This window comes from Streptomyces sp. NPDC002669 (genome assembly GCF_042889165.1).
Lineage (GTDB): Bacteria > Actinomycetota > Actinomycetes > Streptomycetales > Streptomycetaceae > Streptomyces.
Window position 1 is genome coordinate 1 of sequence record NZ_JBIAQQ010000018.1, and the last position, 20165, is coordinate 20165.

General features: G+C 71.1%; 15 protein-coding genes. 6 read left to right on the plus strand and 9 right to left on the minus strand.

The genetic code is table 11. From position 1 onward, the window contains the following. Positions 1–301 precede the first annotated feature (301 nt). Positions 302–1888 (minus strand): S8 family peptidase, encoded by a 1587-nt coding sequence (locus ACFYW1_RS24660; protein WP_388997100.1) that lies wholly within the window; start codon positions 1886–1888, stop codon positions 302–304. Between the two features lie 234 nt (positions 1889–2122). On the opposite strand from ACFYW1_RS24660, the gene ACFYW1_RS24665 reads away from it, so the two are divergent. Together ACFYW1_RS24665 and ACFYW1_RS24670 are read left to right on the plus strand one after the other, a co-directional pair. Further along, positions 2123–3220: a threonine synthase gene (locus ACFYW1_RS24665; protein WP_388997103.1), complete on the plus strand. Its 1098-nt coding sequence runs from the start codon at positions 2123–2125 to the stop codon at positions 3218–3220. A 207-nt stretch (positions 3221–3427) separates the two neighbouring features. Next, positions 3428–6049 carry a discoidin domain-containing protein gene (locus ACFYW1_RS24670; RefSeq protein ID WP_388997106.1) on the plus strand — a complete coding sequence of 874 codons (2622 nt, stop codon included), beginning with the start codon at positions 3428–3430 and terminating at the stop codon, positions 6047–6049. Positions 6050–6117: 68 nt separating this feature from the next. Here the strand turns inward: ACFYW1_RS24670 and ACFYW1_RS24675 are convergent, their stop codons facing one another. The 7 genes from ACFYW1_RS24675 to ACFYW1_RS24705 all read right to left on the minus strand — a co-directional run bounded on the left by ACFYW1_RS24675 (position 6118) and on the right by ACFYW1_RS24705 (position 11590). Further along, complete coding sequence (locus ACFYW1_RS24675; protein ID WP_388997109.1) at positions 6118–6963, minus strand: peptidoglycan recognition protein; 846 nt, start codon at positions 6961–6963, stop codon at positions 6118–6120. 302 nt (positions 6964–7265) lie between these two features. Next, the gene (locus ACFYW1_RS24680; RefSeq protein ID WP_388997112.1) at positions 7266–7745 is read right to left on the minus strand and encodes a S26 family signal peptidase; all 480 of its coding nucleotides are present in this window, start codon (positions 7743–7745) and stop codon (positions 7266–7268) included. Beyond that, the gene (locus tag ACFYW1_RS24685; RefSeq protein WP_388997115.1) at positions 7742–9607 is read right to left on the minus strand and encodes an ABC transporter ATP-binding protein; all 1866 of its coding nucleotides are present in this window, start codon (positions 9605–9607) and stop codon (positions 7742–7744) included. Before ACFYW1_RS24685 ends, ACFYW1_RS24680 begins: the two co-directional genes overlap by 4 nt. After that, positions 9604–10167 (minus strand): TlpA family protein disulfide reductase, encoded by a 564-nt coding sequence (locus ACFYW1_RS24690; protein WP_388997118.1) that lies wholly within the window; start codon positions 10165–10167, stop codon positions 9604–9606. Before ACFYW1_RS24690 ends, ACFYW1_RS24685 begins: the two co-directional genes overlap by 4 nt. Continuing rightward, on the minus strand, positions 10164–10718 hold the full coding sequence (locus tag ACFYW1_RS24695) for a MauE/DoxX family redox-associated membrane protein (RefSeq protein ID WP_388997121.1): 555 nt from the start codon (positions 10716–10718) through the stop codon (positions 10164–10166). Before ACFYW1_RS24695 ends, ACFYW1_RS24690 begins: the two co-directional genes overlap by 4 nt. Positions 10719–10790: 72 nt before the next feature. Further along, positions 10791–10973, minus strand: a complete 183-nt coding sequence (locus tag ACFYW1_RS24700) for a hypothetical protein (protein WP_388997124.1) — start codon at positions 10971–10973, stop codon at positions 10791–10793. A gap of 83 nt (positions 10974–11056) precedes the next feature. Then, positions 11057–11590, minus strand: a complete 534-nt coding sequence (locus tag ACFYW1_RS24705) for a peroxiredoxin family protein (RefSeq protein WP_388997127.1) — start codon at positions 11588–11590, stop codon at positions 11057–11059. A gap of 138 nt (positions 11591–11728) precedes the next feature. Between ACFYW1_RS24705 and ACFYW1_RS24710 the strand changes: the two genes are divergently transcribed. Both ACFYW1_RS24710 and ACFYW1_RS24715 read left to right on the plus strand, forming a co-directional pair. Next, on the plus strand, positions 11729–12508 hold the full coding sequence (locus ACFYW1_RS24710; protein ID WP_388997130.1) for a BTAD domain-containing putative transcriptional regulator: 780 nt from the start codon (positions 11729–11731) through the stop codon (positions 12506–12508). Between the two features lie 223 nt (positions 12509–12731). Then, entirely contained in the window at positions 12732–14291 is a 1560-nt protein-coding gene (locus ACFYW1_RS24715; RefSeq protein WP_388997133.1) for an alpha/beta fold hydrolase, read from the plus strand. A 729-nt stretch (positions 14292–15020) separates the two neighbouring features. On the opposite strand, the gene ACFYW1_RS24720 is transcribed toward ACFYW1_RS24715, so the two are convergent. After that, entirely contained in the window at positions 15021–16946 is a 1926-nt protein-coding gene (locus tag ACFYW1_RS24720; protein ID WP_388997136.1) for a P-loop ATPase, Sll1717 family, read from the minus strand. Between the two features lie 355 nt (positions 16947–17301). On the opposite strand from ACFYW1_RS24720, the gene ACFYW1_RS24725 reads away from it, so the two are divergent. Both ACFYW1_RS24725 and ACFYW1_RS24730 read left to right on the plus strand, forming a co-directional pair. Further along, positions 17302–18972, plus strand: a complete 1671-nt coding sequence (locus tag ACFYW1_RS24725; RefSeq protein ID WP_388997139.1) for a hypothetical protein — start codon at positions 17302–17304, stop codon at positions 18970–18972. Next, on the plus strand, positions 18972–20150 hold the full coding sequence (locus tag ACFYW1_RS24730; RefSeq protein ID WP_388997142.1) for a serine/threonine-protein kinase: 1179 nt from the start codon (positions 18972–18974) through the stop codon (positions 20148–20150). The genes ACFYW1_RS24725 and ACFYW1_RS24730 overlap by 1 nt, the downstream gene beginning before the upstream one ends. The last annotated feature ends 15 nt before the right edge of the window (positions 20151–20165 follow it).

A 20165-nucleotide genomic window follows, 5' to 3' on the forward strand; every position in this document is an offset into this window, starting at 1 on the left:
AACTGAGCCGGTGAACCCCGGTGAACCCCGGCGTTCCGTGACGGGCGGATGCGCGGGCGGGGTGCGCGGGCGGGCCGGGTGGGGGGCGGGGGCGGGCGGGGGCCCGCCGCCCCCCCCCCCCCCCCCCCCCCCCCCCCCCCCCGCCCCCCCCGCCCCCGCCCCCCCCCCCCGCCCCCCCCCCCCGCCCCCCCGCCCCGCCCCGCCGCCCCCCGGCCCGCCGGCCCGCCCCCCCCCGCCCGCCCCCCCCCCCCCCCCCCCCCCCCCCCCCCCCCCCGGTCGGTGGATCACCGACGGTCAGTCATCAGAACTGCAGGGACCAGGCGTTGATCTTGCCGGTGTCGCCGTACCAGCTGTCCTTGACCCGCAGCTTCCAGGTGCCGTTGGCCGTCTCGGACGAGGCGTCCACCGTGTACGTCTTCTTCACGTCGTCGGCGCTGCCGCCCTCGCCGCCGGCCTTCAGGTTGTAGACCGAACCGTCGGGCGCGACCAGGTCGATCGTCAGGTCGCCGATGTAGGTGTGCGAGATGTCGACGGCCACGCTCAGCGAGGCGGGCGCCTTGCCGGTGACACCGGAGACGGTGATCGGCGAGGTGGCGGTGGCGTTGTCGCTGATGGTGTAGCTCGTCTTGTTCTCGAACTTGTCACCACCGGGCGGGGTGGTCGAGCCGCTGCCGACGTTCAGCAGGCGGTTCGGCGAACCCGTTCCCGGGCTGGTCACCACACCGCTGCTGGCCGCGGCGACCAGTCCGGCGGAGACCTGCGCCGGGCTCTCGCTCGGGTGGTCCGCCAGGTAGAGGGCCGCGGCACCGGCGACGTGGGGGCTCGCCATCGAGGTGCCGGAGATGGTGTTGGTGGCGCTGTCGCTGGTGTTCCAGGTCGAGGTGATCGAGGAACCCGGCGCGAAGATGTCCAGCGTGCTGCCGTAGTTGGAGAAGCTGGAACGGGCGTCGGTGTTGGTGGTGGAGCCGACCGTGATGGCCTCGGCGACCCGCGCCGGGGACTTCGTGGAGGCGTCGGTCGACTCGTTGCCCGCGGCCACGGCGTAGGTCACGCCGGACGCGATGGACTTGCGGACGGCCTCGTCGAGCACGGAGTCCGCGCCGCCGCCCAGGCTCATGTTGGCCACGGCCGGCTTGACGGCGTTCGCCGTCACCCAGTCGATGCCCGCGACGACCTGCTCGGTCGTACCGGAGCCGTTGTTGTCGAGGACCCGAACGGCGACGATCTTCGCCTTCTTGGCGACACCGTACGAGCTGCCGGCGACGGTGCCCGCCACGTGGGTGCCGTGGCCGTGGCCGTCCTGCGCGGTGTTGTCGTTGTCGATCGCGTCGTAGCCGTTCGAGGCCCGGCCGCCGAAGTCACTGTGGGAGATCCGCACACCGGTGTCGATGATGTACGCGGTGACACCCTCGCCACCCTTGTCGGGGTAGGTGTAACTCTGGTTCAGCGGAAGCGACTTCTGGTCGATCCGGTCCAGGCCCCAGGAGGGCGGCGAGGGCTGGGTGCCGGTCACCTTGAAGACCCGGTTCTGCACCACGGTCTTGACCGCCGGGTCGGCGGCGAGGCGCTTCGCCTGCTTCTCCGAGAGCTCCACCGAATAGCCGTTGACGGCCGAACGGAAGGTCCGCTTGATCTTGGCGCCGTACTCCTTGGCCACCGCACGGCCCGCCGAGGAGCCCGCGTCGGGAGCCGACTCGTCGAGCGTGACGATGTAGCTGCCGCTGATGGTGCCCGGGGCGCCCGCGTTCTGGATCAACCCCTCCGCCGGCTGATCCGAGGCGGAGGCGGGGAAGACCGCAGCGGTGGAGAGTGCGAGAGCCGCACCGGCTATGACGCTCGCCGCGGCCAGTCTTCGACGTGCGTGGGGGGTGTGACGCGTCACTGACATGTGGGGGGTCCTCCTCGATCACGGTGCATGGGTGGGGGGTTACACGTGACTACTCAAAACGGAACAGGCACCGTTTAAACATGGGCATGACAATCGGCTGTTGAAAGTTCCGTGCTTGCCCACGGTCCTGACCGACAGCGAAAGATTGACCGATTCTTGGGAATCGCACAAGGGTCCAACAAGTGCGCCACGCCTTCGCCATGCCGCCGTCACACGCCTGACATGCTGTCGCGCATGCCCACCTACATCTGCCCGCAGGACGGCACCCGGGCCGACACCACCGCTCTCACCTGGTGTTGTCCCGCCTGCCGCGGCCCCTGGGACCTCGACTTCGAACCTTCCGCAGCCCTCTCCCCCAACTCCCTGAGGACACGCGTCAATTCACTGTGGCGTTACGAGGAGGTGCTGCCGCTCGGCTCGCCCGCCACCACGCTCGGCGAGGGCCGCACCCCGCTCGTCCCGCTCACCGGGACCGTTTCGGCCAAGCTCGACTTCCTGATGCCGACACTGTCCTTCAAGGACCGCGGCGCGGTGATGCTCGCCGAACTGGCCCGCCGCCTCTCGCCCGAGCGCGTGGTCGCGGACAGCAGCGGCAACGCCGGCACCTCCGTCGCCGCGTACTGCGCCCGCGCCTCGCTCCCCTGCACGGTGTACGTCCCCGAGGGCACGTCCCCGAAGAAGACCGAGCAGATCCGGGCCCACGGCGCCCGGCTGGAAATCGTCCCCGGCGACCGCGAGGCCACCGCCCTGGCGGCCCGTGCCGCCGCCGACGCCCCCGGCACCTTCTACGCCTCGCACGTCTTCAACCCGTACTTCCTGCACGGCACGAAGACCTACGTGTACGAACTGTGGGAGGACCTCGGCGGCCGGCTCCCGGACGCCATCGCCGTACCGGTCGGCAACGGCACCCTGCTGCTCGGCGCGGCCCTGGCCACCGCCGAACTCCACGCCCTGGGGCTGATCGAGGAGCGTCCGGCGCTGATCGCCGTGCAGGCCGAGGCCGTGTCCCCGCTGGCCGCCGCGTTCCGCGCGGGCGCGACGGAGCTGCTCGACGAGCCGGCCGGTTCCCTCTCCCCCACCCTCGCCGAGGGCATCGCCATCTCCCGGCCGCCGCGCGCCCGCGCCGTCCTGGCCGCGGTGCGCGAATCGGGCGGCACCTTCCTCACCGTGTCCGAGGAGCAGATCCGCGCGGCGCAGCTGGACCTGGCCGCGCGCGGCTTCTACGTGGAGACGACGGGCGTCGCCTGCTGGGCCGCGGTCGGCGACTGGACGGACCGGAGCGTCGTCGTGCCGCTGTGCGGCGCGGGCCTCAAGACGGGCCTCGCGAACTGAGCCGGTGAACCCCGGTGAACCCCGGCGTTCCGTGACGGGCGGATGCGCGGGCGGGGTGCGCGGGCGGGCCGGGTGTGCTCCGGGGCATCGCGGGCCCCGTCGCACGCCCCTCTCCGCACCGTCCCGCCCCGCTCCGTCCCGCCGGTCACCCCGGACGGCCCGCGCGCCGCGCACCGCCGCGCGGGCTCCGTTCCCTACCGTCGTACGGTGAGCCCTTCGCACAGCCGTCTCCTCACGTCCCTCGCCGCCCTGGTCGCGGGCACCCTGCTCGTTGGGGCCCCGGTCGCACCGCAGGCCGGGGTGGCCCACGCCCCGTCGCGGCCGGCCGCGGCCTGCGGGCGGGACACCGACCCCGCCTGGGCGCCGACCTCCACCCGGTTCGGGGAGACGGCCGGTTACGACCCCTACGTCGGCAACGGCTACCTGGGCCACCGGGTCCCCGCCGCGGGCGCCGGCTACGCCGCCTTCGGCGAGCGGACCGGCTGGCCGCTGTTCACCCCGCGCTACGACGGCGCCTTCGTCCCCGGCCTGTTCGGGCGCGAGGCGGACCTGGCCGGGGGCCGCGAGGTGATCGCCGCGCTGCCGAGCTGGACGACCCTCGACGTGCGCGTCGGCGACGAGACCTACGGCACCGGCACTCCCCCCGGCCGGATCTCGCGCTACCGCCAGACGCTCTTCCTGCGCTGCGGCCTGGTGCGCACGTCGCTGCGCTGGACCACGGCCGACGGGCGCGCGACGGACCTGGTGTACGAGGTGCTCGCCGACCGCTCCGACCCGCACACGGGCGCGGTACGGCTGCGCATGACACCGCGCTGGAACGGCACCGCGACCGTCACCGGCCGCCTCGACCCGCGGGGTGCCCGCCGGATCGCCCCGGCCGGCGACGGCACGTTCCGCACCCTGGGCACCGGGACGGCGGGCGCGATCGTCCAGACCCTGCGCACCGGCGCCCGCACCCCGGTCGCGGCGCGGAGCACGCACCGGGTGCGCGCGGGGCGCACGTACGCCTTCGAGAAGTACGTCGGCGTCGACACCGCGCTCACCTCGTCCGCCCCGCGCAAGTCCGCCCGCGACGCGTCCCGGCGCGCCGCCCGGCGCGGCTGGTCCGGGGTCCTCGCCGCGAACGCCGCCGCCTGGCGGCGGGTCTGGGCGGCCGACGTCCTGGTGCCGGGCGACCCCGAGCTGCAGAAGTGGCTGCGGTCCGCGCAGTACGGGCTGGCCGCCGCCACCCGCGCCGGTGCCCGCGACAGCATCGCACCGACCGGCCCGACCAGCGACAACTACGCGGGCATGGTGTTCTGGGACGCCGAGACCTGGATGTACCCGGGGCTGCTCGTGACCCGTCCCGAGCTGGCCCGCACGGTCGTCGAGTACCGCTACCGCACCCGCGGGGCCGCCCGTGCCAACGCCCGGGAGCTGGGCTTCGATGGGCTGTTCTACCCGTGGACGAGCGCGAGCCGGGGCGATCTGCGTTCCGAGTGCCAGAGCTGGGACCCGCCGCACTGCCTCACCCAGAACCACCTCCAGGGCGACGTCTCGCTCGCCGTCTGGCAGTACTACCTGGCGACCGGGGACCGGGCCTGGCTGGCCGGGCGGGGCTGGCCGCTGCTCAGCGGGATCGCCGACTTCTGGGCCTCCCGGGCCACCGCGAACGGCGACGGCAGCTACTCGGTGAAGAACGTCGCGGGGCCCGACGAGTACAGCAACGGCGTCACCGACGGCGTCTTCACCAACGCCGTCGCGGCCACCGCCCTGCGCCACGCCACCCGGGCCGCGCAGCTGCTCGGACACCCCGCCCCGGACAGATGGCGGCGGGTCGCGGACGGACTGCGCATTCCGTACGACCCCGAGCGGAAGATCTTCCTCCAGTACGCCGGCTACAACGACTCCACGATCAAGCAGGCGGACACCGTGCTGCTGGTCTACCCGCTGGAGTGGCCGATGGAGCCGGGCGCCGCCGCGGCCACGCTCGACCACTACGCGGCGCTCACCGACCCCGACGGCCCGGCGATGACCGACTCGGTGCACGCGATCGACGCGGCCGCGATCGGGGAGCCGGGCTGCGCGACGTACACCTATCTCCAGCGCGCCGTCCGCCCGTTCACCCGCGGCCCGTACGCCCTGTTCAGCGAGGCCCGGGGGGCGAAGGCGGGCGCCCAGGACCCGCTCTCGGGCTTCCCCGCCGACGACTTCCTGACCGGGAAGGGCGGCTTCCTCCAGGTCTTCACGCACGGCCTGACGGGGCTGCGGCTGCGGGAGGACGGGGTGCGCCTCGATCCGATGCTGCCGCCGCAGCTGGACCGGGGCGTCACCCTGAAGGGCCTGCGCCACCGGGGCAGTACGTACGACATCGTGATCGGGCCCCGGACGACGACGGTGCGGCTGACCTCCGGCGCACCCTTCACCGTCCACTCCCCCGCCGGTCCGCGCACCCTCGACCGGGTGCTCACCCTCCCCACCCGGCGCCCCGACCTCGCCCCGACCTCCGACGCGGCCCGCTGCCGCCCGGCGACGGCCACGTCGGAGACGCCCGGCCTGTACGCGGTGGCCGCGGTGGACGGCAGCCCGGCCACGGCCTGGTCCCCGGACGGCGCGACGGGCGCCCTGACGGTGGACCTGGGGCGGGCGGCCCCGGTGACCTCGATCGCGCCGCGGTGGGCGGACGTGCGCCCCTCCTCGTACCGCCTGGAGGTCTCGACGGACGGCGCCCGCTGGCGGCCGTACCGCGCGGGCACCGGTCCGGTGGCCCGGCTGGTGCGGCTGACGGTCGCGTCCGATGACGCCCAAAAGCCCCCGGGCGTGAGCGAGTTGGCGATCCGACAGCCGTGACCGGAAGTACGGGCGGGAGGACTCCCGGGGCCTCGGGGAAGGCCCGGGCCACATCGGCTGACCGGCCGTCAATCCGCGCTGTGGTAAAGGCTTCCCAGGCTCACCGGGAGATGCGCCCCGGAGGAGGTGCGCCGGGACCGGCCCTGGAGTTCGGCGGCGGTCTTGCGGATCGCGGGGAGCCGCGCGAGCAGCGCCTCTCCCGGGCAGTTGGTGGCGAAGCCGTCCCGGTGGCCGGATATGGCGTCGAAGACCGCCGAAGTCCCCTTGGGGTAGCGGCTCTTGTCGTTCGTCGAGGTGAGCCGCACCTTGCCCACCGGGTCGATGCCGCCGAGGCCGAGCTTCCAGGCGGCGAGGGCCGCGATCGCCCGTTCCATGGCCGCCGGCACCGGCGTTCCCGCCCCGAAGGTGCCGATCGCCGCGATGCCGGTGGTGCCCTGGTTGAACCCGACGGTGTGGGAACCGATGACGGCCCGCCCGGCGCCGCCCGCCCGGCCCTCGTAGACGGTGCCGCACCGGTCGACGAGGAAGTTGTAGCCGAGGTCTCCCCAACTGCGGTCCCTGGTCTGGCCCGTGTACAGATTGCGCAGGGTACGGGGGACGTCCGCGCAGTCGTAGCCGTTGGGGGTGTCGGTGTGGTGGACGAAGACCGCCGAGACCCCTCCCGCGTAACGGGCGTGGGCGTCGCGCCTGGTCTCGTCGGCCCCCCACCGGCCGCGCGGGACGATCGCGGGACGGGGCGCGCCGTGGGCGAGGGACACCGATGTCGCCCCGAGGGCCGGGAAGGTGGGCGAGGAGCCGACGACCGGTCCGGTGACGACGGCCGTCCGCACGGAACGGGCCGCCTCCGGGGTCGTCTCACCGATGGCGCCGGCCGCCGTCACCCCGGCCGGCGCCGCTATGAGGGGAATGGCCATGGGGCCCGTGACCCACAGCGCTATTCGATGCACACGCACAGGGGAACCTTCTTCGTCTTCGCCGGGAGGGCGGCGGGAGCGCCGAGGGCCTGCCGGGGCCCTCGGGCAAGGGCCGCCGGCAGGCGCTTACGCCCACAGCCTCGCGGCGCGGGGGCCGCCGCGCGCGCCGGGTTAGTGCAGGCGGGCTAGGAGGCGTTCCGAAGGTCCGCCCGGCTCGGAGGGGCGGCGGGGAAGGCGCGTCGGAGCCCGGTTCGGGAGGCCGACGGCACAGGCGTGTCGGCGTCCGGCGTCCGGCGTCCGGTTCAGGAGGACAGCGCGGAGGACTCGTCGGTGGCCGCGGCCCGCAGGCGGAGCAGGACGGTCCCGACGACCTTGTCCTCGGGGCAGTAGCCGTACTGCTTGGAGTCCCACGAGCCCGGCCGTTCGCCCAGGAGGACGAGCATGCCCGGCGGCACGTGCGTGCCGGGGCACAGGGCGGCCCAGCCCGGCACGGGCTCCCCGGCGACGGCGACGACGCGTTTGACGTACCACGAGTCGGGCGTGCTGTCCGCGGGGCCCTGCCAGCCGTGCTCGGGGTGGGGGGCGACGACGACGGCCACCCGGCCCGTGGTGACCCGGCGTCCGCCGCGGAGCACCAGGAGCCGGTCGCCGGGCGCGAGGACGGGCCACATGCTGTACCCGCGGACGGTCACGGCCACCAGCCGGCGGCGTGCCAGCGACAGGGCCCCGACGAGAACGAGGAGCGTCCCGAGGACGACGAGGGCCGGGATCGCCGCGCTCACCGGACGCTCTCCTCGTAGCCCTCGTCCTGTGTCCGGGCGCTCTCCTCGTAGCCCTCGGCCTGGGTGGTGAAGAGCTCGGCGTAGGGGCCGCGGGCGGTCATGAGCTGTTCGTGGGTGCCTGCCTCGCGCACGGTTCCGTCGGCGATGACGACGATGGTGTCCGCGGCGCGGACGGTGTTGAGGCGGTGGGAGACGAGGATGCTCGTCGCGCCCTCGCGCAGTGCGGTGAGCCGGTCGTGGACGTGGCGTTCGGCGACGGCGTCGAGGCCCGTACTGGGTTCGTCGAGGATCATGAGGTCCCGTTCGGAGCGCATCAGGGCCCGCGCGAGCGCCAGGCGCTGCCACTGGCCGCCCGACAGCTGGACGCCGGAGTTGGTCTCCTCGGTGTCGTCGGGGAAGAACATCCGGCTGAGCATGGTGTCGTACCCCCGGGGCAGGCGGGCGATGGTGGTGTGGATGTCCGCGTCGTCGGCGGCGGCGTGGATGCGTCCGTGGTCGTCGAGGGAGCCGAGGTCGCCGAGACCGATGTTCTCCCCGGCGGTCAGGTCGTACTCCATCGGGTCCTGGAAGACCACGCTGATCCGTCGGCGCAGCTGGTCCGCGGGGAAGTCCCTGAGGTCGACGCCGTCCCAGTGGATGCTGCCCCGCTGCGGGTCGTAGAGCCGGCACAGCAGTTTGACGAGGGTGCTCTTGCCCGCGCCGTTGAGACCGACAACGGCCAGGCTGGTGCCGTGCGGGACGGTCAGGGTGACCCCGCGCAGGATCCAGGGCCCGTCGTCGGTGTAGCGGAACCAGACGTCCCGCAGTTCGAGGCCGCGGCTCAGGGGCGGCGGGGCGATCGGGGCGGCCGGGGCCGGGAGGTCGTCCCGGACCTGGGTGACGTGCAGGTAGTGGCCGAACATCAGGCCCGTCTGGTGGCTCTGGGCGATGCTTCCCACCAGGCCGATCAGTGCCGTCTGCATGCCCGCGATGGCGGCGATCAGGAGGGACACGTCACCGGCGGTGAGGGCGTGGCCGGCGGCCTGGTGCACGGCCCAGACCAGTGCGCCGGTGGAGACGGCCGCGCCGAGGACGGCGAGGCCCGTCTCCTGGGCGGCGAGCCTCCGGTCGAGCCGTTCCTCCTGCTCGTTGATGCTGTCGAGGTCGGTGCGCAGGCGCTGCGCGAAGTAGTCGCCGAGGCCGTAGAGGCGGATCTCCTTCGCCGCCTGGCTGTCGGTGAGCAGCCCCCGGTAGAAGATCTGGCGGCGGGCGAGGCTGCTGGTGCGCCAGAACATGTCCGCGCGGTGCCGGCTGTTGGCCAGGTGGGCGAAGAGGGCCGGGACGGCCGCGAGGACGAGGATCGCGGCCAGGGTGGGACTGATGACCAGGAGGCTGCCCAGGAAGCCCGCCAGGGTGAGGACCCCCTGGACGCCCTGGAGTGCCGCGCCGACGAGTCGCTCGGCGCCCTGGGCGCCCTGGATGGCGAGCTGGACCCGGTCGTGGAAGGCGGGCTGTTCGAGCCTGGACAGTCCGCTGAGCCGGTTGACGGCCGTGAGCAGCTCGCTCTGGGCCCGGGTGGAGGTGGCGCGGCGGATGCGGCCGTCGGTGTAGGAGGAGAGGGCCGAGGAGGCGGCGAGGAGAACGGTGAGCAGGCCGATGCCGCCCGCCGCCCGGGTGAGGTCCGAGGCTTGGAGATCGCCCGCGGCGAGGCTGTCCACGACGTACTTGAGCAGCCAGGACGCGGCGATCGGGGCGGTGCCCGCGAGGACGGCGGTGCCGACGCGCACGGCGAGGGCCCCCGGGCAGGCCCGCAGGGTGAGGGCGAGTACGGCGGCCAGGCCCCGCAGGAAGTCGGCCGGGCGGGAGACGGGCTGTTCGCTCATGCGGTGAGGAGGTCGAGCGCGGTCAGGGACCCCAGGCCGATGCCCGTCTCGACGACGGTCCCGTCGGCGTCGAGGAGGACGAAGCTCGGGTGGTGGCGTACGCCGAAGGCTGCCGCGACCGGGCCGTCCGGCGGCTCGACGGCGGTGAGGCCGGTGACCGGGCCGACCACTTCGAGCAGGGGGCCGGCGTCGTCCTCGGGCCGTCCGTTGACGACGGCGACGAGGCGTGCGCCCGACGGGGCGTGCTCCTCGGCCCACCGCAGGACGCCGGGGAGGCTCTCCCTGGTGGGCCCGCAGTCGGGGCGGAGGAAGCAGATGAGGGCGGGCCGGCCGGCCAGGGCGGACGCGTCGATTCCGCCCCCCGGCGTGTGCAGGGTGAAGTCGGGGACGCGGTCGCCCTCGCGCACGGCGAGGGCGGGAGGGCCCTGGTCCGGGGCCGGGGCGGGCCGGGCGGGGGTGGTCATCAGGGCGCGCCAGCGCTTGGTGACCGCGAGGGTCAGCAGGACGTTGACGAGCGTGACCGCGGCGATGAGGGCGAGGCCGGCGACGGCGTGGTTCACTGCGTGATCGTCCTTTCGGCGGCGACGGCCGGTCGGGGGGCGAAGAAGGCCGCGAGGTCGTCGGTGACGACGGCGAACACGGTGAGGTGGACGGCGACGGCACCGGCCAGCGCGAGCGCGGGGGCGTCCAGCGGGGCGGCGGTGCCGTGGGTGAGCGCGACGGTGGCGCCGAGGACGGCGAGAACGGTGAGGACGGCGTTGCGGGCGACGTGCCAGGGGCCCATGGGCACCGTGGTCCTGCTGCCGAAGCAGGGGCAGCCGGCGGAGCTGCCGCGCCGCATGGTGGTGACGGCGACGGCGCTGAACGCGGCGCACAGCGCGGTGGCGGCGACCAGGCCCAAAACGAGCGTCCGGGGCAGGGCGAGCAGCCCGGCGGTGACGATCTCGGCCACCGGCACCAGGACGGCGAGCGCGGGCCGGGCCGCGGCCGGCAGGTAGGAGAAGCCGTCCAGTGCCGTGGCGAATCGGCGGCGGTCGCGCAGCTTGGCGAGACCGGCCACGGCCAGCACGCAGATCAGGGTCAGGCGGCAGACGAGCAGCAGGTCGGACAAGGATGACTCCGGGGAATGGGTCCGGTACCGGCGGACACGGGGCGGGCCGCACGCGGCCCGCCCCGTGGTGGTTCAGCAGTAGTCCCAGCTACCGCAGGTGACCTTGCACGGGTTGCCCGAGTAGCAGCAGCGGCGGCAGCGCTGGGCGCTGGCGCTCCACTCGGTGTAGCAGTCCGGCAGGCAGCCGGCCTCGGCCTCGGCCTTGGGCAGGATCCGCTCGATCAGCCGGCCCGCACCGGCCTTGAGTGTGCGCATGGTTCTCCTCTTCTTCCTTCATGGACGGGATGTGCATGCTCCGCGGTGCGGCCGCGGTACGCGGACCACGCCCGCACCGGGGTTCAGGAGGCCGCCGGTGCCGGTTCGCGGTCGGCGGCGGAGGGGGCGGTGACCACACCGTCCCGGTAACTGAGGAGCGTGGGGAAGCCGGGGACGCGCAGGGCGCGGAACAGCGGTGCCGCCTCGGGGCCGGGGACCACCTCGTCGGCCGGCCCGGCGAGCTGGGCGGTCAGCCCGCTGCCCTCGGCCTCGGCGCCGATCACCAGGGCCAGGACCCGGCCGCCCGCGGCCCGGACCCGGTCGGCCCGCTCGGTGAAGTCGGGGAGGCTGTCGACGCAGGAGGGGCAGTCGTGGGAGAAGACGCCCAGCAACAGCTCCCCGGAGCGGAAGTCGTCCCGGGTCACGGTCCGTCCGCCGACCGCGGTGGCGGTGAACTCCGGCAGTACGTCCCCGGGTTGTGGCCCCTGGGACGCGAAGTCCTGGCGCCGGCGCACGGCTTCGACCTCCTGCCAGCGGCGCATGATGATCACGAGAAGGACGAGGTTGAGCAGGGCGACGGCTCCGACGAGCACCAGACCGGTAATGACGTAAGGCAAGTTCGACCCCCTGGCGCGGTTGCTGCACGGGGGATCAGTGTGCGGCGCGGGGCTTGTCGGAAGGATGCCAAGATCTTGCCAGGAGCATGACGAGCTGAGCATGATGCCGCCATGTTTGCCACGGGGTCGCATTTTCGAGTGCTGGGCAAAGTTGAATGGACCGTCGACGGGCGTGCCCGGACCATCGGTCGGCGCCGCGAACGCCTGCTGCTGGGCTTACTGCTGCTGGAGATGGGCCGGCCCCTCCCGATGGACCGCCTCGCCGACCTGCTGTCGGACGAGGAGGCACGGCCGCAGTGCCGGGCCGATCTGTACGTGGACGTCTGCCGGCTGCGGGCGAGCCTTCGCCGGGGCGGCTGCGAGGAGTCGGTGCAGCTGGTGCGGAGCGGCTCGACGTACACCCTGACCGGCGATCCGCAGCTGGTGGACCTGCACCGCTTCACCGATCTGGTCGGCCGGGCCCAACGAGCCACCGAACCGCAGGAGGTGTCGCACCTCGCCTCCTGCGCCCTGGCCGAGTGGCGGGGCGCCCTGCTGGAGGACGTCGCGTCCGAGCGGACGCTCCGGGGCATCGGCGCCGCGTACGAGGAACTGCTGATCTCCGCACAACTGCTGCGCGTGGCTGCGGAGTTCAAACTGGGCAACTACTGGTCGCTCTCCGCGGAACTCGCGCGGCTCACCACGGAGCACCCGGAGCACGAGATGCTCCTGGCCTTCCGCGCGGCCACGCTCCACGCCTGTGGCCGCCGCGCGGAAGCACTGCAGGTACTGGCCGCGGCCGGCACCCGGATGGCCGCGCGGCTGGGCCTGGACCTGAGCCGCCAGCTCCAGGACGTGCGCCAGGCGATCCTGCGGGACACCCCCGTCGACTTCCGCCATTTCCGCGTCTTCCGCCACGGCGCGCTGGGGGCGGTGTGACCGGATCCCGCCGACCGGGCGGACCGGAGGACGGGACCGGAGACGGAGAACGGGCGGGCACCGGAGGGAGAACGGCCGGGCGGACCGGTGGGCGGGGGCCACGGGCGGACCGGAGCCGGAGGGACGGGCGGGCCGGTGACACCCGGCCGGCAACGACCCCTTGTTACGTTCCCACCATGTCCTCATGGAGGCACCGTCATACGGGGCCGGGACAGTCACGTGCATGACCACGAGCCCGCACACCCCCCTCTCCCCGCCCCCGCCCCGCTCCTTTTCCCCTTCGGCTCCCCCGAGGCGGCGGACCCTCACCGCGCTGCTCCTCCTCACCCTGTCCGCCTCCTCCTTCGCCGCGACCGTCCCGAGCGTCCAGGCCGACCCGAGCACCTCGACCACCGCCGCCCGGCAGCCCTCCGACGCCACCTTCCGTGTGGCGCCGATCAGTTGGGGCACCTGCCCCGCGGCCGAACCGCCCTACCCCGACCCCGGCCCGCGGGCGCAGTGCGCGACGGTGCGGGTGCCGCTGGACTGGTCGAGGCCGAAGGGCCCGAAGATCGGCATCTTCGTCGCCCGCCACCGGGCCACCGACCCTTCGCGGCGGATCGGCGTCCTGATGTCGAACCCGGGCGGCCCCGGAGCACCCGGGTCCGACGACGCCCTGTACGCGGACGACCCCGTCGGCGGCTACACCCCGGACATGCTCCGGCGCTTCGACATGATCGGCTTCGACCCGCGCGGCGTCGGCCGCAGCCGGAACGCCGAGTGCGACGAGACGATCATCGAGTCGATCCCGGCCCGCCCGCGCGACGCGGCCGAGTTCGAGCGGCTGCGCACCCTGAACGGCCGGCTGGCCGACAGCTGCCTGGAGCGTACGGGGCCGCTCGCCGCCCACATGGACGGCGAGAGCGTGGCCCGGGACATGGACGCGATCCGTGCCGCCCTCGGCGAGAGCCGGATCAGCTTCATCGGCCATTCCTACGGCACCTTCCTCGGTGAGCGTTACGCGCGCCTGTTCCCCGGCAGGCTCCGCGCGCTGGCCCTGGACAGTGCGATGGACCCGGCCCGGCCGGACGCCGAGCGCTACCTGACCGAGGGCAGCGTCACCACCGACAACACCCTGAAGCGGCTCGCGGCCTGGTGCGGGAAGGACCCGGCCTGCGCGCTCAGGGGCAAGGACCTGGTCGCCGTCACCGACGAGTTGTTCGCCCGCGCCGACGCGGGCACGCTCCGCGACCCGGGCCCGGACGGCCCGACGGGCACCGAGGTGGACGCCGACCAGTTGTCCGACTTCCTGACCTTCGCCCTCGGCAAGGGGAGCCGGGAGGAGACGGCGAAACAGCTGGCCGCCCTGTACACCGGCAGGGGCGAGGTCCGCTGGATACCCACCGGCACCGGCATCACCTCGCGGCTCGTGCTGTGCCGGGACTACGACTTCCGGATCCGCGACCACGCCCAGTACCGGGCCATTCTCCGCCGGGTCGCCGAGGCCGCCCCGCACGTCCGCCACAACTCCCAGGCCCTGGACACCGTCCTCGGCTGCCAGGGCTGGAGCATGCCGCCCAAGTCCCGCCCCGCCCGGGCGAAGGGCCCCCTCCCGCCCGTCCTCGTGGTGAACGCCACCCACGACCTGGCGACCCCACTGCCCGGCGCACGCCGCATGGCACGTTCCTTCCCGGAGGCGACCCTGTTCACGATGGATGTCGTGAGCCACTGGCTGTACCGCAGGGGCGGGACGGAGAAGGCGATGCGAGTGATCGACACCTACCTCACCGACCCGGAGAACTGACCACCCGAAGGAACACGGGTGGGGCGAGGCGAGGTGCTGTGCAAGTACTAGGAGTGGGAAGAGCACGAGATCAACCGCGTCATCGACGAACGCATGGCGAGCCCGGCCACCGACGCCCCGATCGAGGACAGGATGAGGGAGACGTCTGCACACAGTGAGTGACTACTGCACAGTGTTCCGGCCCGATTACCAGGCCAAACTTCGCAGGATCCCACGCGACGTGACGCTTCGTTTCCCGGCCAACTGACAGAGCTGGAGGGCTGCCCTTTCGGTTTCAACACCACCGCACTCGCATCCCGGTCTGAGCGCCGCCGCCTACAAGTCGGCAGCTGTCGCGTAGTCCACACCATCGACAACGGGGAACCGGTAGTGCGAGTCGTACACGTCGAACACCGTTCCGCGGTCTACGGCACGTGCCGCTCCAGGTTCTGTGAACCGGTGCGGGCAGCACAACGGCCTGGCCTGCCTTCTCGCAGGTCAGGCCGTTGCGTACGTCCGATCAGACGTTGAAGTGGAATGTTTTGCACAGAACTCCCACCTGTGGAAACGCGGTTGGGACGGGGGCATCCCAGCACGAGAGATCCAACCCAGCACCAGCGGACTCACACGCCCCTTGGGGCCACCACAAGGCTTGGGCAGCCGTCGCCGCCTCGTCTCAAGTCAACTTCGCTCGTCCAAACCTCGGTGAGCCAGACCCTGACGCCCCGGACCGCCTTCCGGCGTGCGGCATCATCCGGAGGAGTCAGAGCCTCCACCGCTGGTCGCCCCGCCCAGCACCCCCTCAAGCCTGCGCGCCTCGTCGGCCAAGCGCAGAGTGACAGCCTCGCTGCCATATCCCTCTTGGGTGAGACGGTCGGCGAGTGTCCTCAGAAGGGTGATGCCGGAGCGTATCCAGGCCTCGACACCTGCGCCCTCCCCTGCGAGGGCATGTTCCTGCCCGCGCAGCACCGACAGAGCGAGCCTTGTTTCCTCGCGTACACCGACCGGCAGTCCCGATCGCCCAAGATGGCGCAGTAGACGTTGCATCACGCGATCTGCCTCATCGAGGAGGCGTACATCGCGATCAACGGCGAACCCAGCATCCGTCACGGCGATGCTACGCAGGAAGCTGGTGTGTGTGCCGCTCGGCAGAGGAGTCTGCAGGACCAGGTCCGCCGCCGATCTTGCCGTGGCGCCCTCCCTGCAGTTCAGTGCTTGGCGGAAACAGGGATGGACGTACAGATCGTCCTCGTAGAGTTGGACGGGCAGCGATGTCGAACCCGCATACGCAACGCTGTCGCCCCGCCGTACACCGAGGAAACCGACAGCGAAGAGGGCCGCCACCATGGCTTGTGCGGTGAGGTGTTCGGTGTAGGCGGAGTGCGCCTCGTGCAAGTCTGTGCGGATGGCCGAGAAGCGCTCGCCGAACTCCTCCCGGGAGACGCGGGGGTCACTGTTCTCGAACAAGGCGAAGACTTGGCGCAGAAACGGGAATCCGACGTTGTATTCCCTGGCAAGATCCTCCAGCTTCCACTGTGAGAAACGCTTGGTCGCAGCCAGGACATCGGACTCGCGCACCGTGCCGTGCCCCCGTTCCCATGCGACGTCACGGCAGAGGGTGAGGAATTGGATGGCGTCGCGCGGGCGAGGCAGGCAGTGACGTTCAAGGTAGTCAGCCGTCGGCTCGCCGCAGACGGAGCTGGAGAAGACATCGCCCCACAACTGCTCATGGGTGAGCTGTCGCTTCAAGGAAACTGAGGCTCGGGCGAGCGCCAAGTCACGCAGGGCCTCCGAGGTCCAGGTGATCTGCATTTCCTCACTGCGGAACTTGTCACCGTCCGCGAAGTTGAGGGTGTCGTAGATGTCGGAACGGATGAACAGCACGCAGCGAGCCGACGTGCCATAAGTCCTGGCGAGGTGCTTGGAAGCCAGAAGCAGCCCAGTGACCAGGGCATGGCTGTCAGGGTCCGCCTCCCACACCAGTTCCAGCTGATCGACAAGAATCAGCAGAGGCGGGTGCTCGTCAGTGGCACAGTCCAGCACCCTTTGAGCTGCTCGGATGCCGGCCTCGAGCGCGTCGAGCTGGCGCATCGCGCGGGCGCCCTCGGAGCCGAGCCCGGCTGTGCCATCGCCAGTCTCCACACTGGCCTCGATCCCGAACATCTTCAGGGACAGTGTCGCCGACTGCAGGCGACTCGTGCCACGTCTGAGCCTGTCCGTGAGGCGTGCCTCCTGCTCCTCGCCGTTGCTCCGCAGAAATTCACGCAGCGCTCGGACCGGCGCAGGTTGCCGTAACGCCCGACCGTGCTGGGCACGCGCATGGTCGACGACGTAACGGGCGACCTGCACAGCGAACAGATAGCGCCAGATCAGCGACTTGGCAGTGTCCGACGTGATGCCCTGAAGATCGAACCGGCGGATCTCGTCGCCTGCAGCACTGTCCGGCATGATCTCGGCCGTCGGGCCGGGATACATCCCCCCGTGGGCGAGTTGAGCACAGATGGCACTCTTACCCGACCCCTTCCTGCCGATGACCAGCGACTTGCGCCCGTGGAGTGCCGCTTTATAAGCGAGCGTCCGCTGGAAACCTTGCCTCAGCAGGCCATCGGCGAAGTCATGTTCGGCGTCATCACGCCCGAAGAAGAGATCGCGTACGGGCTGGTGCACCTGATCCACGATGTCCGCGCCCCCTCCTGTTTCGGTGGCTCCTCGGTCGGTGCCACGGCAGCCCGTGCAGTACGGACCTGCGCCGACAGCCTGCTCAGATTAACCATTCAGAAGCCCAGCGGTGCCGACATACGCATAATGAGCAAGGCATACGCGGGTCTTGCGCGATGTCGAGTGAGGAGCCTCGTCGACTGAGGCGTCATCCAATTCCGGGGGCGAAGTGGGAGAGTACGAGGACACGGAGGCGCCTCTCAATGAAGTCGCGGGAGCGTTAAGGCGACTGGACGGAGATGTCGACGCCTTGGGAACACAAGTCGAAGCAGTCCAGGGCAATGTCGTGGCGCTGCGAGGCGAGCTGCGGAGCATGGCCTCCGAGCTCGGTGACGTCTCGCACACCATCGACCGGGTCGAAGGTTCCGTACGTCAGCTTGAGCAGAGGCTGGTCGAGTTCACGGATCAGTACACCAGAGATCAGGTCCGGGCGCGTGCCGAGGCGGAGTTGGCCCGACTGACGACTGATTGGCACGCACGGTTCGAACAACGCCGACAGACACGCGCCCTGGCTCACGGACTCGTCCACGCGCTGACGAAGGACGCCCTGGAGAAGGGCATGGTGGACAAGGACCTAGTGGCTGCATGTGCCCAGGAACGCATGCTCATGGACCGCCGCTTCTGGCTCGGTCCGGCGGTGGTAGCTCTCGCCGCCCGCCATCTCGGCAAGGAACCACAGATGCGTCGGGCCCGAGCTCAAGCCTACTCAATCGACCAAGCCCGTGCCAACCTCTTCTTCACCTTGACCTGTACCCGCCTGGGCGAACTGGACGAAGCCGCCCGCTGGATGGACCGCTACCTGAAGTCACTCGACCCCTATGCCCTGGACGAGGGCTTCCACGTCGTACTCGACGCCGTGGCCTGCAACGAGCTGGGGGCACAAGCACATGCATATACCCGGCAGGCGATGCGTCAGTGGCTCAGCCGCCTCGATCTGGCCCAGGCGACCACGCTTGAAACGCAAGTCGCCCGTCACATGGGAGACTTGGGAAACGCTCCATCAACGCAGCAATACCAGGAATTGAGCAGCTTATGCGCTGACCACTGGGATGCCCTGCACAGCGGCTGGAAATGGGCGACTGTCCCAAAGGCCACACTCGCCCACCTGCGCCAGGCCTTCCCCGGCGACCTCGACGACAGTCCGGCAGGACATGCCGAAAGCGCTCTCGACGCGCTCATCGACCGACATGACGCCGACGAGGCGCGGCTCGCGTCGCGCATCCGATACCTCGAACTCGTCGTCGAGCACAGCGGCGACGAGAAGACGGCACTCCGGGAGCACACGGCACAGCGCAACGCCGCAAGGCCGGTGAATCTTCGGACACTACTGGTGAACGCCGTCTTCATGCCGGAAGCCGTGCATCTGGGAGAAGAGGCGCGCTTGTTGGCGCTCCGTGCGGTATGGCCTCACGTGCTCAGCTCGTCCGAGGCCTATGTGCAACGCTCCCGGTCACTGCTCCCACGGCAGATCGACGTCAGCTTGGGTGAGTGGAATCGCCCGCTTCCCGTGGACCCAACCGCAGCCGTACCAGAACAGCAGATGGTCGACGAAGTGCGGGAACTGATAGAGGAGCGCACCCACCAGAAGGTCGAATCCGTCCAGCTCAACCGGTTCCGGTTCCTCGCCGCTGTCGTGACGACCGTAGTGAGCACGATCATGGCGTTCCTCCTTCCCCAAGGGGTACTGCGGGTCATCGCCGCCATCCTCACAACCGCTGCCGTCATTCTGGCGATCACCGAGTGGCGGCGAGTCCCGGCACGCAAGCAGGAACTCAGTCGCGAAGGCCGGGACAGCGCCAGGACCGCTGCCGCCGTCCTGAACCGGGCGTTGACCCAGCGCGTCACGTTCTTCACGGCCTGGCACAAGAACCTCGATGTCGCCCCCCAGCTGGCAACCTGGGCGAACCAAGCATGGCGCAGCGAAGCGGGTGCGCTCGAAGGAGGCACTCGGGACGACGGCGGCAACAAGAAGGAGAACGAGTGATGACCGGCCCCCGCAACGGCCGCCGATTCGTCGGTCCGGGGGACCGCTTCGAACTGGCCGACCACATCGGTAGTGGCGGATTCGGAGATGTGTGGCGCGCCCGCGACGGGACACTCGGCCGCGAAGTAGCTCTGAAGTTCCTTGCCTTGAACAGGCTGGCGGGCCCGCGACAGGATCCAGAGCGTGTCACGCAAGTACGCGAGCGGTTCGCGCGCGAGAGCTTGATCGCTGCCAAGGTCGACAGCCCGTATGTCGCCAGCATTTACGACTGTGACATGGGCGACGAGACGCCATTCCTCGTCATGGAATACGTGGACGGTGAGCCGCTGAACGCCCACGTGGGCATCACTCCCCTGCCACTGGCACGTACATGTCGTTGGAGCAGTCAGATTGCCCAGGGCCTCGCAGCCGCTCACGACCGGAGCGTCGTCCACCGTGACATCAAACCCAGCAATGTACTCGTTCGGGAGGCCGACAGCGACGTACGCATCGTCGACTTCGGTCTGTCTCGTTTCATCGACGCCACCGAGACGCGCAGCACGGCCGGCACACCGCTGTACATGTCACCCGAGCGGTGCCGCGCCGAGCCCGGCGACGAACGCAGCGACCTGTACTCACTCGGCTGCGTGATGTACGAAATGGTTACTGGATGGCCGCCCTTCGGCGACACCCGCGCCGATCCCGTCGCTCTCGCCCAAGCCCACCAGAACAAGGCACCCACGCCGCCGCGGGCCCAAGGGTCAGGAGTGCCGCCGGCACTCGAAAAACTGATCATGACCCTACTCGCCAAGGATCCCGAGCATCGGCCCCACAACGCCCGCGCGGTCGTTCACGCGATCAAGGAGATCGAGCGGGACCTCGATGTGTCCGGGCCGGAGCGCCGTACTGACGGCCTCTTGCCGGGGCCGGGCGCATCCGCGTCCGACAACGGCTTCGCCGATCGACTAAGCGCTGCCGAACTCGCAGTACGACGGCTTATCTGGAAGCACGGCCAAGACCATGCTCTGGTCATCACTGCACGCATGGAACTTGCCGATCTCACTGGGCACAGCGGCGACGTGCGCGGAGCCGCCGAGCTGTACGACCGGCTGGGTCAGGATTGCAGCGCCTGGTTCGGTCCCGGACATAGCCGCACGCTGGACGCCTTCGAAGGTATGGTGCGGTGGGTTAGCGCCTGACGCGAGGAAACCCAG